This is a genomic window from Arthrobacter sp. Bz4 (assembly GCF_003075455.1).
In the GTDB taxonomy this organism is placed as follows: Bacteria; Actinomycetota; Actinomycetes; order Actinomycetales; family Micrococcaceae; genus Arthrobacter_D.
In genome coordinates this window covers 1-15,645 of the sequence record NZ_QDAE01000032.1, presented here as the reverse complement: position 1 = coordinate 15,645, position 15,645 = coordinate 1, and the positions used below count along the sequence as shown (strand labels likewise).

Below are 15,645 nucleotides of genomic sequence, written 5' to 3'. Positions count from 1 at the left end.
CCACTTTAATAGGGTAGATCCGCTTATTTCCGGGGATTTTGGGGCTTTTGAGTGTGTGCGGTGTTGGTCCCCTCCCCCATTGTTTTTGCCTGCTGGCGAAGCATCGCGGAGCTGTTCTCCTCTGGGCTGGTCAACCCGTAGGGCGGTCTGTGTGCCGGGAAATCTGGGAGGAAATAAGCGACGTCGGAGCGCCGATCAGATTGTTTGGTTCCGGCCCGCTCAGCGCAGCTGAGTTGGGCGGTGCAGCGGGGACGCATAATCCGCAGGAATCTCTATGATGTTGTCAACGGATTCCTGCGGGTCGGTTAGGGCCCCGGTCACAATGAGGTGATCCACCAATGGGGCTTTGGAATCACGGGTGGGGATCCCCCCTCTGGATCAAGCGATCTCCTGTAGGGTTTCCGACCTGACACGTAGGGCGGCGGCGCAGAAGGAGGGGCAAACGTCAGGGGTTGCAGTAGTTACAAATACTTGGGGGTGCGGACGTTGTATCGGCTATGTCGCGGGTGTCGTGGTAAGGGCATTTGAGGCATCCAAACGTCTCAGCACGCGTCTCGCTGGTCGGCGTACCGCATGCACTGCACTGGAGCCCCGGTACCCGGCCGACTCGCCAGAACCCTGGAGTGCCGCAGGCTGGGCACAAGGAGCGAAGCTTATGGGCAAGGTCTTCGGCCGCGAGGCCGATTACTTCCATGCGTGTTGGGTTTGCGCTGGCACGCATGTCGGTCTCGATTAAGACCAAGCCGTTTGAAGATCGAGTCAACGCTCTCGAAAAGGCGCGCTCCAGGTCCTGCCAGCTCGCGATTCCCTTGCAGATGTACGTTCCGTCCTTGCCGTCAGGGCGAACGACCAGATGGTGTCCAGGAAACTGCACTTCACGGGCGAACGCCTGGGCTGCCGCCCACTCGCCGGTGAGCAGGTGATTGAAGTTTGTTTTCCCTTCGCCTATTCCCACCACCTCGAGATTGCGCTCGTTGTCCATCCAAACGATTAGTTCGATGTTCCACGGGAACATGCCGATGTAGGGATCCGGCCCAAAGGAACCCTCGCTGGCGATACCCAGCGACAGGCCCGATAATTCCATGCCCACCGATGCCTTCTTACGGGCAGTTTCCGATTGTGTTCCTGCGCGGGAAATGTCATGTGTGAAAGTACCGAGCAAGTCCGTGTCGTAACCCGTGACATGTTCAACCCGGCACCCAAGTGCATGCTCCAGCGCGGGTCCTAGCACCCGCTCCTTCCCATGTTGGGTCAGCAGAGCGACGCGTTCACCGGCATAGATTGCATGCGGGATTGGATCATCAGATTCGGCCTTGGTCACAACTCACCTTTCATGGAGCAGCAGAGGCTGAAGTGGCCGGCACCTCATCCCAGGTGCCGAGGCCGGGACAGTCCCCCAAACCTTCGAAGACATCCTAATAGACGAATTACGTTTCATGAATTGCAATGCGTATGTATGCGGCGATTTGTGAAATGCTGGCAGCACGAGCTTGCATCTGCGGCCAGTGAGTCCAGGGGACCCGGCAGGGTTCATTACTGCTCTTGTTCACTCCGTCGGGAAATAATCAGAGAGTCCTAATGTGGTAGACCCCATCATCCTTTTCTTCATTCTTGGGGCGCTGGCCGGGCTGCTCCGGTCGGAGCTGCGCCTTCCGGCGGCAATCTATGAGTTCGTCACCATCGTGCTGCTGCTGGCCATTGGCCTTAAGGGCGGTGTGGAACTCGCCAAGCAGCCCTTTGGCGAACTGCTACCCCAGATCCTGGCCGTAGTGGCGATGGGATTCTTCCTTTCCCTTCTGGCCTTCCCGGTGCTGCGCTACCTCGGACGCTTCAAACGTGCCGACGCAGCCTCCATTGCCGCCCACTATGGCTCCGTCAGTGTAGGTACCTTCGCCGTAGCCATCGCCTACCTGGGCACTCGACAGGTCGTCTTCGAAGAGCACATGCCGCTGCTTCTGGTGATGCTGGAAGTACCAGCCATCATCGTGGGCATAGTTTTGGCGCGGGGAGTCTCCAAGGAGACCAGGTGGAAAACGGTCGCTCACGAGGTCTTCCTCGGAAAAGGCATTGTCCTGCTCCTGGGTGGCCTGTTCATCGGCTGGATCGCCGGACCCGATGGCCTGTCCTCCATCGAACCCCTGTTTGTGGACATGTTCAAAGGGATCCTTGCCTTATTCCTGCTGGAAATGGGGCTGCTGACAGCAACGCAGCTCGGAGGCCTGCGCAAATACGGCGTGTTCCTAGCGGCTTTTGCCATCATCATGCCGCTGTTCTCAGCCGTCATAGGTGCAGGGCTGGGCTGGGCATTAGGACTGTCGGTGGGCGGAACAGCTATTCTGGCAACACTGGCGGCAAGTGCCTCCTACATCGCGGCGCCGGCGGCCATGCGCATTTCCGTACCGGAAGCCAACCCCACGTTGTCGCTGGCGGCATCCCTAGGGATCACCTTCCCGTTCAACGTGGTGGTGGGGATCCCGCTCTACCACGCCCTGTCCATCTGGATCCATACCTTCGCGAGGGGATAAAGCCATGGAAAGCCACCGACGCAAGCTCCTGACCATCGTCACCGAGGCCGTCCTCGAATCAACCCTCGTCCGCGACATCGAGCAACACCACGCCCACGGATACACCATCACCGACGCGCGCGGGAAAGGCAGCCGGGGCGTCCGCGGAGCAGGCTGGGAAGCGAACAGCAATATCCGTATCGAGGTGGTCTGCGACGCCGTGATAGCGGAAGGCCTTGCTGCACACCTTCGCGAGCACTACTACGAGGACTACGCCATGATCCTGTTTCTGAGCGACGTCGAGGTCCTGCGGCCGGCCAAGTTCTAGGCCTTCGTGCCCTCCGCGGGCTGCCCCTTTTCAGGCACGAGCACAGCAAGGAGTTCGTCAAGCTGATGGCCGGCATCAACAGGGTGCCGGAACGGGCGGCCGAACACCACAGAATAGATGTTTCGCCTGCCTGCCCGTGTCCTGGTGATGTAGCCGGCCTCGACAAGGTCAGCAGCAATCTTCTGGGCGGCACGCTCCGTGACCCCCACCGTGGCAGCCAGGTCACGTAGCCGTATCTGCGGATCACGGGCAATGGTCAACAGTACGTGGGCGTGGTTAGTCAGGAACGTCCACCCGATGCCGCTGCCTGACACTTCGCTTTCCTTTGCTTCAAAATCTTCAGTCGCCACCCCTTGGACAATAGCGGATCTGGGCACGACGAAAGCGCCGCCGGTCCCAATCCACAGCAAGCACCCACAACGCTTATGATCGCCAGGCGCAGGAATCGTCTCGTTACCAAGCCGCCGGTCGTAGACGGCTAGATCAGGCTGTAAGTGGTGGTGCCAGCGATACCAAGGTGTAAGTAGTGCCGTCGCGGAGCATGGCCCAGAGGACATTGAGCCGCCGTCGGGCGAGCGAGAGCATGGCCTGGATGTGAGATTTCCCTTCCACCCGTTTTCGGTCGTAATAGGCACGTGAGGCCGGGCAGGATTTAAGCGCCGAGAGCCCGGAGAGGAAGAAGACGCGGAGCAGCCGGCGATCGTATCGTCTTGGCCGATGGTGGTTGCCGCTGATCCTTCCGGAGTCCCTCGGCGCCGGCGCCAATCCAACAACACCGGCGAACCGGTCCGCAGACTGAAAAACCGTCATATCTCCGCCGGTGGCACCAAGGAATTCGGCGGCAAGGACAGGGCCAAAGCCGGGCATGCTCAACAGCACCTCGGTATGCCGGTGTTCAGTAACCTTCTCGCTGATCAGCGCATCCAGTTCTTCCAGTTCCTCGTTCAAACTTGCCACTTCGCGGGCGAGGGCTGCGACAATCACCTCCCCGATGCGTTGGGCAGGAACGACGGTCTGCTGGGACTTCGCGGCTTCTACCGCAGCCGCAGCAACCGCTGCCGAGGAACGAGCACCGTGTTTCTTCAACCACGCCTGGATTCGCGCCTGGCCGGCACGGCGGATCCCATCCGGAGTCCGGTACTTGGTCAGCAACATCAGCGCGGCTTTGGATCGGCTGTAATCGAAGGTCCGCTCCAGCGCGGGGAAATACTCCAGGAGCTGAGCTTTGAGTCGATTAATCGACCTCACCCGATCCGCCGACTTGTCAGCCCGCCGGGCCGTTAGGAGTCGCAACCCGACGCTGATCTCGTCACCGGCGCGCAAAGGCTGCAGGTCAGTCCGCATCCGGGCCTGGTCGGCGATCACAGCGGCATCCTTGGCATCTGTCTTGCCGTCACCCCTATAAATCTTCGAGGCGTGGTGCACCGTCCGCCCAGGAATATAGAGAAGGTTCTGACCATGACCAACAAGCAACGCGATGAGCAGCGCCGGTCCGCCATGATTCAAGTCCATCGCCCACACCAAAGGACCACCGTCCGATAAGTCCAGGACCGTGCCCAAAAGTTGGATGAGCGCCGCTTCGTCGTTGGGAACCTTCTGCGAGAGCAGCCTGTTTCCCTCGCCATCGATCACAACGCAGTGGTGATGGGCTTTGCCGGCGTCGATGCCGGCCCATAATTGCACCAAGAACAGCCTCCAGTCTGTTGGATGAGAAGAGCCCAGCAGATAACCGCGCCGTCGTGTCCTTATCCGGCGATCATGTCGCGTCTCTCAATCAGCGGTCGGGTCATCGCGGGGTGGCGGGCGGCCAATCCTACGGAGCCGTCACGTGCAAGCGTGCGGTCCACAGCAGCCAAGCCATACCCGCCTCCCTGGGTAGCCACGACCCTACAATGACCGCGGAACTGAGCCCGGTAACAACATAAGGACTCCTTATGTTGTTGAGCAGGTAGTTCGCAGGGCAGTTGTAGTGTCTTGGCTACCCAGGGGTGATGGGTATGGCTTTTGCTGCTGTGCCAGACAGCTGTTATGGCTTCGAAGGATTGGCCGCCTGTCACTTCCATGATGGCCCGACCGCTAATTGAGAGACGCGACACCAAGTGATCGCTGGATAAGGACACGACGGCGCGGTTATCTGTTGGGTTTCGCATTCGCCGATGAAGGGAGATCGTTTTGCCGCAATTGTGGGCCGGGATCGACGCCGGTAAAACCCATCACCACTGTGTCGTTATTGATTTTCAGGGAAACCGTGTGTTCTCCCAACGGGTAGCTAACGATGAGTCGGAGTTGCTTGAGCTGATTGGAGGCGTTGTGGGTCTCGGTGACGGGGGAGAGGTGGTCTGGGCCGTTGATCTAAACCACGGCGGAGCTGCTCTGCTGATTGCCTTGCTCGCGGCCCATGATCAGAACCTGCTCTATATCGCGGGGCGCACTGTGCATCATGCCTCCCGGACCTACCGCGGGGACGGCAAGACTGATGCGAAGGACGCCGCTGTCATCGCCGATCAGGCCCGCATGCGCCGGGATCTGCGACCGGTCCGCACTGGGGACGACATCAGCGTCGACCTGCGGATCCTCACGGCCCGCCGGACGGACAAGGCCTGTGACCGCACCCGCGCGATCAATCGGCTACGGGCCCAGATGCTGGAATTCTTCCCGGCCCTGGAGCAGGCCTTCGATTACAGCAGGTCAAAAGCTGCGCTGTTGCTGCTGACCAGGTATCAGACTCCTGACGCCTTGCGCCGGCTCGGGCAGAAGCGTTTGCACACCTGGCTCAGGAGCCAAGGTGCCCGCAGCGGCGCCGATGTGGCCGAAAGAGCCCTCATGGCAGCGAAATCCCAGTACACCACGGTGCCGGCTCAGCGTATTGGTGCACTGATAGTGGCGGACATAGCGCGGGAAGTGCTTGAGCTGCAGAACCAGATCGATGCCCTGGACACACAGATTGCGGAGCGCTTCCGGGAACACCACCAGGCGGAAATCATGCTGAGCATGCCCGGCTTCGGACCGCTGCTCAGTGCGGAGTTTCTGGGTGCTACGGGCGGGGATCTGACTGTCTTTGAAAGCGCGAACCGGCTCGCCGGTGTTGCTGGTCTGGCGCCGGTGCCTAAGGATTCGGGCAGAATTCGGGGCAATCACCACCGCCCCAGACGCTATGACCGCCGACTCCTGCGTGCCTGCTACATGGCGGCCATGTCCAGTCTCAGGAGTTCTACCGCGTCACGGACGTACTACGACCGCAAACGGGCCGAGGGTAAAACCCACACTCAGTCAGTGCTCTCCCTAGCCCGACGCCGGCTTAACGTTCTCTGGGCCATGCTCCGCGACGGAACTACTTATGAGCACCAGCGAGTAACAAGTGTCCGGGCAGCGTGACGCGCTGAAGGAAGGAGTCTCCCGTTTCCAATTTGAGTGACGGTTGCCTTTAAATGCTTTCGGGGACTTAGTCAGCCTTGCAGGACGATAGCAGTTGCGCCAAGGGTTTCTGCTCCGGATGCTATTCGGTGGCTGATATGAGCAGGGTCAGGCTGTGGGCTTCGGGGGCGAGAGCCGCTGTTGGCCATACGTCCGGTCCGCATGAGCGGGTGCCAAGTCCGTGCTGGGCTGCGTCAAGATACAGCCAGGAGTGGTCCGAGGCTGGCAACTCGTGCGGGTGCGGTGCGGTTGCGAGTTCCTGGGCTGTGTGTCGGGACAGTGTGAAACCGGGCAGGCGTCCCTGCGAATCCGGGAAAGCGTCGATCCGCAGCCATGGGTGAATTCCCGTGCGGAGATCGAGGGAGCGCAGGCCGCTGCGGTGACCTGTTTCTTGTGGGCGCCCGTATTTGACGGGGAGCTCGTCGATAGCCGCCTGGTACCGTCCCACCAAAGCCGCGTGGACGCTGTCCGGGTAGGATTCGTGCGGACCGAGACCGAACCAGGAGGCGCTGTCTACGGTGTCAGGCAGACCGAAACGAACTCCTGCGCGCGGCCAAACGCCGTCCCAGCCGCTGCTGGGAAGGAGATCGATGCGCAGCCATAGGTCCTGTCCGTCGAGTTGCCACGTCTCATCGACTGTGACGTAACGGGCGTGGTCCGCGGCCGCGTAGCGGGTGCGGACGCGCACGGCGCCCCGCTTGGTTCCAACTGATTCAACCCTTCCGTGCATGCGGTTCAGCCCGGCCGAGTGCCAGCGTTCTGCAGATGACGGGCCCGGTCGGCCGTTACCTGGGATGCCGTGGGCATCGGGCGCCCAGGGATCCGAGTCGATGTAGCTGCCGACGAGACGGCCGCGGTCGTTGTCGGTGGGGGCGCGGAAGAGCTCCAGGCGTGGGCCGTCTACTGCCAGGCCTGCCAGCGCGACGAGGCGGCCGTCGTCGAACACGGCCGGGCCGACCTTGAGTCGGTTGGTGCCAGCGGCGGGGGCAAACGGGCCTCTGATTGGTCGCGGGCCGGCCGGTGCGGATCGTTCAGCGAGCTGCAGTTGTGCGGCGGCGATCTCATGTCCCGCTTCCGCCCACGCCGTGTTGTTAGCGAGAACGGCTTCGACGGTTAGCCATGCCTCTCCCCGGCAGCCTTGCCCCGTAGTGGGCAGCGCGAGCACTGTTTCCTCGCCGGCTTCGAGTGGTCCGCCGTGCTGGCCGAGGATCGAAAGATCGCCGGAGGCGACCGTCTCACCGTTATCCTCCAGCCGCCAACGAAAGGTCAGGTCTGCGGTGCTCGCAGTATGGCGGAGATTCCGCACGCGTAGGAGAGGCTTGCTTCCAGCGTCCTTTCCTCCCGACGATTCGAAGGAGATCCGTATGGGGGCGATGACGGCCTTGAACTCGTAGAGGCCAGGGGTCGGTGTGGAGTCGGAGAGTACGAGGCCGTCGAGGACGAAGTTTCCATCATGGATTTCCTCCCCGAAGTCGCCGCCGTATGCGAAGTACTCGGTCCCGTCGGAGGCGCGGGTGCGGAGTCCATGGTCGCGCCATTCCCATACGAACCCGCCGTGTAGCCGCGGGTATCGGTCGACAAGCGACTCGTAGAGTGAGAGGTTACCGGGGCCGTTGCCCATCGCGTGGGCGTACTCACACAGGATGAACGGCTTGGTACGCTGCCGGGCGGACTCGGCGGGCGAACAGCCGAGCAGAGGACTGGTGTCGCCGTCACGGCCGATTGTCTCCGTTTCAGGCACTGTGGAGTACATGCGCGAGTAAACGTCTGTGTAGGCGCCCGTGTAGTCGCTTTCGTAGTGGACGGGCCTGCCCGTGTCCCGGGCATGTATCCACGCGGACATCGCAGCGAGGTTCGCGCCCGTACCGGATTCATTACCAAGGGACCACATGATGATGGACGGGTGGTTTTTATCTCTCTCCACCGTCCGCTCAATGCGGTCGAGGTAAGCATCATTCCAGGCAGGATCGTCGCTTGGGTTACCGAACCAGTTGTGCCGCTCGAACCCGTGCGTCTCAATGTCACATTCGAGGATTACCCAAAAGCCCAGCTCGTCCGCGAGTTCGAGCAGTCGCGAGTGGGGCGGATAGTGACTTGTGCGGATGGCGTTCACATTAAAGCGCTTCATGAGTAAAAGATCTTCGCGGGCGAAGTCTTCGTCGAATACGCGTCCTTGTTCGGGGTGGGTCTCGTGCCGGTTTACGCCGTGGAAGGTCACTGTACGGCCGTTGACTAGGAACTGGTCGCCAACGATCTCGACGGTTCGGAACCCTATCCTCAGCTCGACTGTCTCCGTGGTGCTGGCGACAGTCGCGTCGTAGAGTCGCGGTACTTCGGCGGACCAGGCTTGGACGCTGCCCACCTCAAGCGGCGCGACATCCGCCGGTTTGGTCCACTCGACGTCGATCCCGAGCTCTGGGATTGCAAGCCGGATGGGGAATGACGACGCCGGTGCGCTCACCTCTGGATCGAGCGTCCCGATTCCGTCGTCGTATCCGTTGCGGAGCCAGACGTCCTCAATTCCACCAGCCGGGCGTGCCTGAAGTGTCACGGAGCGAAAGATGCCAGGGAGCCACCATTGGTCCTGATCCTCGACGTAGCTTGAAGCGGACCACTGATGGACGCGGACGGCGATCGTGTTGCTTCCGCCCCGAATAGCTGATGTGACGTCAAATTCTTGGGCCAGGCGGCTGCCTGCCCCCCAGCCGATCTCTTCGCCGTTGACCCATACCTTATAGCGGGATTCGACGCCTTCGAAGCGCAACACGGTGCGTTCAGCTTTGATCCACTCCTCCGGAATCTCGAAGGTGCGGCGGTAGTCCCCGGTCGGGTTCCCGTCAGGGACGAACGGCGGGTCGCATGGGAAGGGGAACTGGACATTCGTGTAGATCGGGCGGCCGTACGCACCGTCGCCTTCAAGCACCCAGTGCGATGGAACGGGCAACGTGTCCCACGTAGCGTCGTCGTACTCTTCTGTGGCCATACCTTCGGGTGCCTCGCCCTGGGGGAGGAAGCCCCGACCGCCGGGCGTGCCGGGCACGCCGGGGAGGAGGCGGAAGCGCCACTCACCGTCGAGCGTCAGTGACGGAGCGTCGCTGCGCAGCCAGGACCGTGCAGGGAGGCGGCTTCCCCCTCCGGGCGCGGTATCGGTGATGTAAGCGGCAACTTCAGAACGGCGAGGGATCACTTTGACGGCTCCTTCAGTGAGGCCTCCACGCACTACAAGGATGGAGGATGATTGTGGTTGCGACGGCTGGAACGATCGACAAAAATGCCCGGCCTTGAAGGGGCCCACTCAATCAACCGTGTCAGGCCGATTGAGTGGGCAGACTGGTTTCTGGGACCCGTTACTTGACTACAGGAATCGACTGCGCCTTCAGCGACTCAATGGTTTGCTGTTCAGCGCGCTGGAGGGCCTCCATGAGGGTTGATTCACCTGCGATGCTTCGCCGAAGCCGTCGGAAACGTCTGTATAGGTTTGGGTCATCGTTGGTCCCCAGGTAAATTCAGGGTCCACGTTCTGCGTAGCCTCGGCAAAGACGTCGTAGACGACCTGTCCGCCGAAGAAGTCGGACTTACCGCTGAATGCTTCGAGGTCTGCGCCGGCGGTAGCAGCCGGGTAGAGCCCGCCGAGTTCGTTCGCGAGAGCCAGCGCTTCGGGATCGGTATTTAACCAGAGAGCAAACTGTGAGGCCTCGTAGGGGTGGTCGGAGCCCTTCAGGACTGCTGTAGTGGAGCCTCCCCAGTTGCTGGCAGCGCTCTGGCCCTCTTCCCACTGCGGCATCGGGGCAACTGCCCACTTGCCGGCGCTGTCCGGGGCAGCGCTCTGCAGGTGCCTGGTACCCCAGACCGCTGATACCCAGGTCCACTGCTCGCCCTGGCTGATCGAGGCGTTCCACTCATCGGAAAAGGAGGGCACTGTGGAGACAAGGTCGTCCTCCAGCAGTCCCTGCCAGTACTCGGCCACCTGCATGGACTCCTCACCGGTCAGGTTGACCTCCCAGCCGTCGTCCTCACTGCTGAACCACTGGCCGCCTGCCTGCCAGACGAGGCCGGCGAACCAATTCACGTCCGCGCGCTGGAAGTTGTGGATGTAACCGCCTTCCCCGCGGATCTGATCGGCGGCGGCCGCGTACTCTTCCCAGGTGGTTGGAACCTCTATCCCTGCCTGCTCGAAAAGGTCAGCGCGGTAGAACATCGCCATGGGACCGCTGTCCTGCGGGACCGCGTAGACGGCATCTTCTTCGCCGAAGGTCACCTGGCTCCAGGTCCAGTCGATGAACTGGTCACTCGCTTCGGCGATGCCTTCGCAAGCAGCAATGTTCTCGAGCCCGTCCTGGACGCGGAAGTTAGGGAGGGCATCGTATTCGATCTGACCCAGGTCAGGTGCGTTACCGGCCTGCAGTTGGTTGAAAAAGTTCCGGTACGTGCCGGCATTCCCATTGGGACCGGTCTGAACAGTGACCTGGATGTCCGGGTTTTCCTCGTTCCACAGCTCCACTACCTGGTCCATGCCCGGAACCCATGCGGTGTAGGTGAGCTCTACAGGCCCGTTGGAGGGCTCGCACGCCGCTGCTCCCGGCGCTCCGGAGCTGTCGCCTCCACCGGAGCAGCCCGCGAGGGCCAGGGCGGAGACCATGACGACGGCGGCGGTGGTCTTTCCGTGATGCATACGCATTCTGTTTTTCCTTCGTGTATGGATGAGGCCGGCAGGCGTGTGCCTTCCGGCGGTTCTTACGGTCTTGCAGTCTGGGTTACTTGACGCTTCCGGCGCTGAGTCCGCTGCTCCAGAAGCGCTGCAGGCCGAGGAAAGCGATGATGAGCGGGACGATGGAGACGAACGCGCCGATGATCACGTAGGTGCGCAATTCAGGGATCTGGCTGATCTGGCTGTTCCAGGCGTAGAGGCCGAGCGTGACGGGGAACAGCGCCTGGTCGCGCAGCATGATCAGCGGCAGGAAGAAGTTGTTCCAGATGGCGACGAACTGGAACAGGAAGATCGTCACGAGGGCAGGCGCCATGAGCCGGGTGGACACCGTAAAGAAGGTCCGCAGCTCGCCGGCCCCGTCCAGGCGCGCGGCTTCGAGGAGTTCATCCGGGACGCTGGCTGCGGCATAGATCCGCGCGAGGTAGACGCCGAAGGGGCTGACGAGGCTGGGCAGGAACACCGCCCAGTAGGTATTGGTAAGGTTCACCTCGCTGAAAATCAGGAACAGCGGCAGGGCCAGCGCGGTTGCGGGCACCAACACGCCGCTGAGGACCACGTTGAAGATGATTTCCCGGCGCTTGAATTCGTACTTCGCCAGCGCATAGCCGCACATGGCCGCAATGATGGTGCCGAGCAGCGCACCTGCTCCGGCGTAGAGGGCGCTGTTGGCCAACCATTTGATAAATAGCCCGTCCTGATACTGGAAGAGCTCGATGAGGTTGGCGAAGAACGTCGAGATGGAGTTAGGTGTGAACCAGAGCGGTGCCGTCCTTGTGATTTCGCCGCCGGCCTTCGTAGACGTGACGAGCAGCCACCAGATGGGCGTCAGGAAGTAGAGGGTGAATACGCCCATGATGAGCATCGCCGCGGCGCGCGACATGACACTCTCCCGGGGTCCGCGGGAATGTATTTTCTCCGCGGTGGACAAGGGAACGGTTGGCGTGCTCATTGGGATACCTTCCGCTGGGTGGCTTTCAGGAAGACAAAGGAGAGGACGAAGGTGGCCAGTGCCAGGACGACGGAGAATGCAGCGGCCAGGTTGTAGTTGGGCACAGACGCGGTGGTGTAAACGGCGAGGTTCGGTGTGTAGGTGCTGCTGATCGCGGAGCTGAAGCTGCGCAGCGTCTGCGGTTCGGCGAGAAGCTGCAGCGTGCCGATGATGGAGAACACACCCGTGAGAATGATCGCCGGCGTCACCAGCGGAATCTTGATTCGCCAGGCAATCTGCGCGTTCGAGGCGCCGTCGAGCCGTGCCGCCTCATAGATTTCCGTGGGGATCGCCAACAGCGACGCGTAGATGATGAGCATGTTGTAGCCCACGTACACCCAGGTGACGATGTTCGCGATCGACCACAACACCAGCGAACCGCCCAGGAAGTTGACCTCCGAGGTCACCACCCCGAAAGGAGAGAGTGAGGGCGAGTAAAGGAACCCCCACATGATGGCGGCGATGACGCCCGGCACCGCGTACGGCGCGAAAAATGCTAGCCGGAAGAACTTCTTCCCCCTGAGCAGCGGCGAATCGAGCAGCAGCGCGAACAGCAGCGCCAGGCCGAGCATGACCGGCACCTGCACCACGCCGAAGAGCAGCACCCTGCCCACGGACGCCCAGAAGGCCTGGTCCTGGAAGACGAGTACGTACTGGCTGAACCCGCCGAAGATCTGCTGCGGCGGGCCGAACGTTCCCTCACGCTCAACCGTCAGGAGCGACTGGATGATCGCGAAGATAATGGGCGCCGCGTAGAAGAGGAGAAAGAGCACGGCGAAGGGTGCAACGAAGACGGCCACCGCCTTGCGTGTGCTGCGTCCCTTATGCGCCGTATGCGGCGACCGCCCCGCCTTGAGCAGCGGGGTATGGGCCTGATTCAGGGTAGCCATCAGGAGGCCTCCTTGCCTGTTAGATCGGTGCCTATAGCTCCGACGGTGCCTGTGGGAATGGCGACGACGTCGGCAACTTCGGTTCGAGCACCAGCTCCGTCTCGGGGTGCCGAGTCATAGGTGGTACGCGTTCTCGCCTCATCGTTTCGTCGGGGAACCGTAAAGGCGGTGTCGAGCGCTCAGGATGTCGATATGACGAGAGTAACATGAAAAGCGAGTAACTACTCTATATTCACGTCAACCTAAACTGGCTCTTCGTAAACGAGAGTGTGCGCTGGGTGCTGGCGGCGTGAGCAGGGTGGGCGCGTCGGTGACGGGATAAAGGTCGAGGCCTTCCGATGATGGAAGTTCTGACGCTATCCACCCGAAAGACCTCGACATGCTCAACGCTACCTTCGTTCGCCCTGACCTCACCACGTTCTGCCGCCTCGATGAGCTCGGTCTCGAGGCCGTTGGTCAGCACCTTCGCCCTCATCGGGCGGTGATCGAGTGTCGCGTCGTTCAAGCAGATCCGTGGTGCCGATCGTGTGGCGTTGAGGGCGTCGTGCGAGACACCGTTGTCCGTCGGCTCGCCCATGAGCCATTTGGTCACCGGCCCACCACCTTGCTGGTGCGAGTGCGCCGCTACCGGTGCGAGCACTGCGGTCACACGTGGCGGCAAGACACATCGAAGGCAGCTGATCGGAGGGCGAAGATCTCCCGCCGCGGACTGACGTGGGCGCTGTTCGCGATCGTGGTCGATCACCTGACAGTGTCCCGGGTCGCAGCCGGTCTCGGCGTGTCCTGGCATACCGCGAACAGTGCCGTCCTGACCGAGGGTAAGCGCGTCTTGATTGATGACCCGGGCAGGTTCGAGGGGGTCACTACGATCGGCGTGGACGAACATGTCTGGCGGCATACCCGCAAAGGCGTCCGGTTCGTGACGGTCATCATCGATCTCACCCCGATCCGCGAGAAGACGGGCCCGGCACGCCTGCTGGACATGGTCGAAGGCCGCTCCAAATCCGTGTTCAAGCAGTGGCTTGCTGATCGCCCGCGGGCGTGGCGGGCCGGGGTGGAGGTCGTGGCAATGGATGGGTTCACCGGGTTCAAGACCGCCACGACGGAGGAGCTCCCCGGCGCGGTCCCGGTGATGGATCCCTTCCACGTGGTTCGGCTGGCCGGGGATGGGTTGGACCGGTGCAGGCAACGCGTCCAACAAGCCACCACCGGTCACCGGGGCCGGTCCGGGGACCCGCTCTACCGGGCCCGACGGACACTGCATACCGGCGCGAATCTGCTCACCGAGAAGCAGCAAGCCCGCCTGAACGCAGTGTTCAGGTCTGAGAATCACCTCGAGGTCGAAGCCACCTGGGGCATCTACCAGCGAATCATCGCCGCGTACCGGGAACCCGACAGAAAGAAGGGAAAGCAGATGATGAAAGCCGTCATCGACTCCGTCACCGCCGGCGTGCCGACCGCCCTGGTCGAGATTCGTCGGCTCGGGCGGACCCTGAAACAACGGACCGCTGATGTCCTCGCGTTCTTCGACCGCCCCGGCACCTCGAACGGTCCGACGGAGGCCATCAATGGGCGGCTCGAGCACCTGCGTGGATCGGCTCTGGGCTTCAGGAACCTCACCCACTACATCGCCCGAAGCCTGCTCGAATCAGGCGGCTTCAGACCCCACCTACACTCCTAATTACGAAGAGCCCCTAAACTTGACTCCATGCATATCAAGTCCACCGCCCGTGGAGGCACACGCGGACCTTACGCGAAAACGGCCGCGCGTCGCCGTGAAATACTCGAGGCTGCAGTCGCCGTTTTCGGGTCGAAAGGCTATAGCGCCGGGAGCATCCAAGAGGTCGCAGACCGGGCTGGAATCGCCCAGACGACACTCCTGCATCATTTTCCAACCAAGGCTCAGCTTCTTGTGGCTGTCCTTGAATACCGCGACGAAGTCAGCCCTAACACGCCGGGAACGCGCGAGCATTTCACCGAGGTCGTCGTCCAGCAAGCCGAGAACAACGAAGGCGTCCCCCATCTGATCGAGCTCTACTCGGTGCTGTGCGGAGAGGCGACCACTCAGGACCACCCCGCGCGGGAATACTTCGTCAAGCGCTTCCAACGGCTCAGAGGGGAGTACAGCAACGAACTGCGTTATCTGGCCAGCACCGGACGGCTGCGACCCGGCATCGACCCGGACATCGCCGGACCAACAATCGTTGCCCTCTGGGACGGCATTCAAACGCAGTGGCTTCTCAGCTCAGGCAACGTGAACGTCCCGCAAACACTCAAGGCCTATCTTGATCTGATCCTCATCAACCCAGAAAAGTCCTCGGCCTAACAACCCATGCTCGACAGCAACGGGCCGTGAGGAAACCTACTCGGCGTTCAATACCGGGAAACCATAATGCTGGTTGTACTCGTGCCTCCTACGACGGCAAGTGGACAGAGGCAAAACTAACGTCAATCAGTATTTTCGCTGGCTGACGGAGCGAGGTTCTTTGGATTCCTACTCCCGACGGACCATATGAACTCCAACTTGGTACTAGCTGTTAGGGCGGCGTGACGGTTGGAAGAAGAAGTGTCCCAGACGTTTGAAGCGTACGCGGGAAACACCGCTCAAGCGATGAAAAGGCTTGTAGAGGGTGCTTCGTGCTTCGCATGCCACTGCACCAATACCCGCCTCGCCTCCTCTACTCGAGACAGCAGGCGAGTTGCGAATCGGAAACGCAACCCTATTCCGGCTCGGCACAGGTAGCCGCTCACGTCAGCTGCCCCGGGAGAAAAAGTGCAGGGATGGGAGCCCGGACTGTTGACAACATCATTGA

Annotated in this window: 11 protein-coding genes and 1 pseudogene; 5 read left to right on the top strand and 7 right to left on the bottom strand. The window is 61.6% G+C overall.

Annotated elements, in window-relative coordinates:
• Positions 1–445 precede the first annotated feature (445 nt).
• Entirely contained in the window at positions 446–1,321 is an 876-nt protein-coding gene (locus DDA93_RS15100) for a DUF6671 family protein (protein ID WP_051317608.1), read from the bottom strand.
• 259 nt (positions 1,322–1,580) lie between these two features.
• Here DDA93_RS15100 and DDA93_RS15095 point away from each other — a divergent pair, with 259 nt between their 5' ends.
• Entirely contained in the window at positions 1,581–2,525 is a 945-nt protein-coding gene (locus DDA93_RS15095; RefSeq protein WP_019481130.1) for a sodium-dependent bicarbonate transport family permease, read from the top strand.
• 4 nt (positions 2,526–2,529) lie between these two features.
• Positions 2,530–2,832, top strand: a complete 303-nt coding sequence (locus DDA93_RS15090; protein WP_019481131.1) for a hypothetical protein — start codon at positions 2,530–2,532, stop codon at positions 2,830–2,832.
• Here the strand turns inward: DDA93_RS15090 and DDA93_RS15085 are convergent.
• Positions 2,829–3,209, bottom strand: a complete 381-nt coding sequence (locus tag DDA93_RS15085; protein ID WP_347693897.1) for a winged helix-turn-helix domain-containing protein — start codon at positions 3,207–3,209, stop codon at positions 2,829–2,831. The two genes, DDA93_RS15090 and DDA93_RS15085, sit on opposite strands and share 4 nt — an antisense overlap.
• A 106-nt stretch (positions 3,210–3,315) precedes the next feature.
• Positions 3,316–4,518 carry an IS110 family transposase gene (locus tag DDA93_RS15080; protein ID WP_170838002.1) on the bottom strand — a complete coding sequence of 401 codons (1,203 nt, stop codon included), beginning with the start codon at positions 4,516–4,518 and terminating at the stop codon, positions 3,316–3,318.
• A 480-nt stretch (positions 4,519–4,998) separates the two neighbouring features.
• On the opposite strand from DDA93_RS15080, the gene DDA93_RS15075 reads away from it, so the two are divergent.
• Positions 4,999–6,207, top strand: a complete 1,209-nt coding sequence (locus DDA93_RS15075; RefSeq protein ID WP_192476517.1) for an IS110 family transposase — start codon at positions 4,999–5,001, stop codon at positions 6,205–6,207.
• Between the two features lie 121 nt (positions 6,208–6,328).
• Here the strand turns inward: DDA93_RS15075 and DDA93_RS15070 are convergent, their stop codons facing one another.
• The 4 genes and pseudogenes from DDA93_RS15070 to DDA93_RS15055 all read right to left on the bottom strand — a co-directional run bounded on the left by DDA93_RS15070 (position 6,329) and on the right by DDA93_RS15055 (position 12,832).
• Entirely contained in the window at positions 6,329–9,433 is a 3,105-nt protein-coding gene (locus DDA93_RS15070; RefSeq protein WP_116779200.1) for a glycoside hydrolase family 2 TIM barrel-domain containing protein, read from the bottom strand.
• A gap of 160 nt (positions 9,434–9,593) precedes the next feature.
• A pseudogene (locus tag DDA93_RS15065) lies at positions 9,594–10,924 on the bottom strand (extracellular solute-binding protein).
• Between the two features lie 76 nt (positions 10,925–11,000).
• Positions 11,001–11,834: a carbohydrate ABC transporter permease gene (locus tag DDA93_RS15060; RefSeq protein WP_116779199.1), complete on the bottom strand. Its 834-nt coding sequence runs from the start codon at positions 11,832–11,834 to the stop codon at positions 11,001–11,003.
• A 65-nt stretch (positions 11,835–11,899) separates the two neighbouring features.
• On the bottom strand, positions 11,900–12,832 hold the full coding sequence (locus tag DDA93_RS15055; protein WP_116779198.1) for a sugar ABC transporter permease: 933 nt from the start codon (positions 12,830–12,832) through the stop codon (positions 11,900–11,902).
• Positions 12,833–13,211: 379 nt separating this feature from the next.
• Here DDA93_RS15055 and DDA93_RS15050 point away from each other — a divergent pair, with 379 nt between their 5' ends.
• Together DDA93_RS15050 and DDA93_RS15045 are read left to right on the top strand one after the other, a co-directional pair.
• Positions 13,212–14,513: an ISL3 family transposase gene (locus DDA93_RS15050; RefSeq protein WP_116779197.1), complete on the top strand. Its 1,302-nt coding sequence runs from the start codon at positions 13,212–13,214 to the stop codon at positions 14,511–14,513.
• A gap of 27 nt (positions 14,514–14,540) precedes the next feature.
• Positions 14,541–15,158, top strand: a complete 618-nt coding sequence (locus DDA93_RS15045; RefSeq protein ID WP_116779196.1) for a TetR/AcrR family transcriptional regulator — start codon at positions 14,541–14,543, stop codon at positions 15,156–15,158.
• The last annotated feature ends 487 nt before the right edge of the window (positions 15,159–15,645 follow it).

What these genes read in the sequence shown, in the direction of transcription:
- DDA93_RS15055 (WP_116779198.1), bottom strand. Translation starts at nt 12,832, where the DNA reads ATGGCTACCCTGAATCAGGCCCATACCCCGCTGCTCAAGGCGGGGCGG.
- DDA93_RS15060 (WP_116779199.1), bottom strand. Translation starts at nt 11,834, where the DNA reads ATGTCGCGCGCCGCGGCGATGCTCATCATGGGCGTATTCACCCTCTAC.
- DDA93_RS15090 (WP_019481131.1), top strand. Translation starts at nt 2,530, where the DNA reads ATGGAAAGCCACCGACGCAAGCTCCTGACCATCGTCACCGAGGCCGTC.
- DDA93_RS15045 (WP_116779196.1), top strand. Translation starts at nt 14,541, where the DNA reads ATGCATATCAAGTCCACCGCCCGTGGAGGCACACGCGGACCTTACGCG.
- DDA93_RS15050 (WP_116779197.1), top strand. Translation starts at nt 13,212, where the DNA reads ATGCTCAACGCTACCTTCGTTCGCCCTGACCTCACCACGTTCTGCCGC.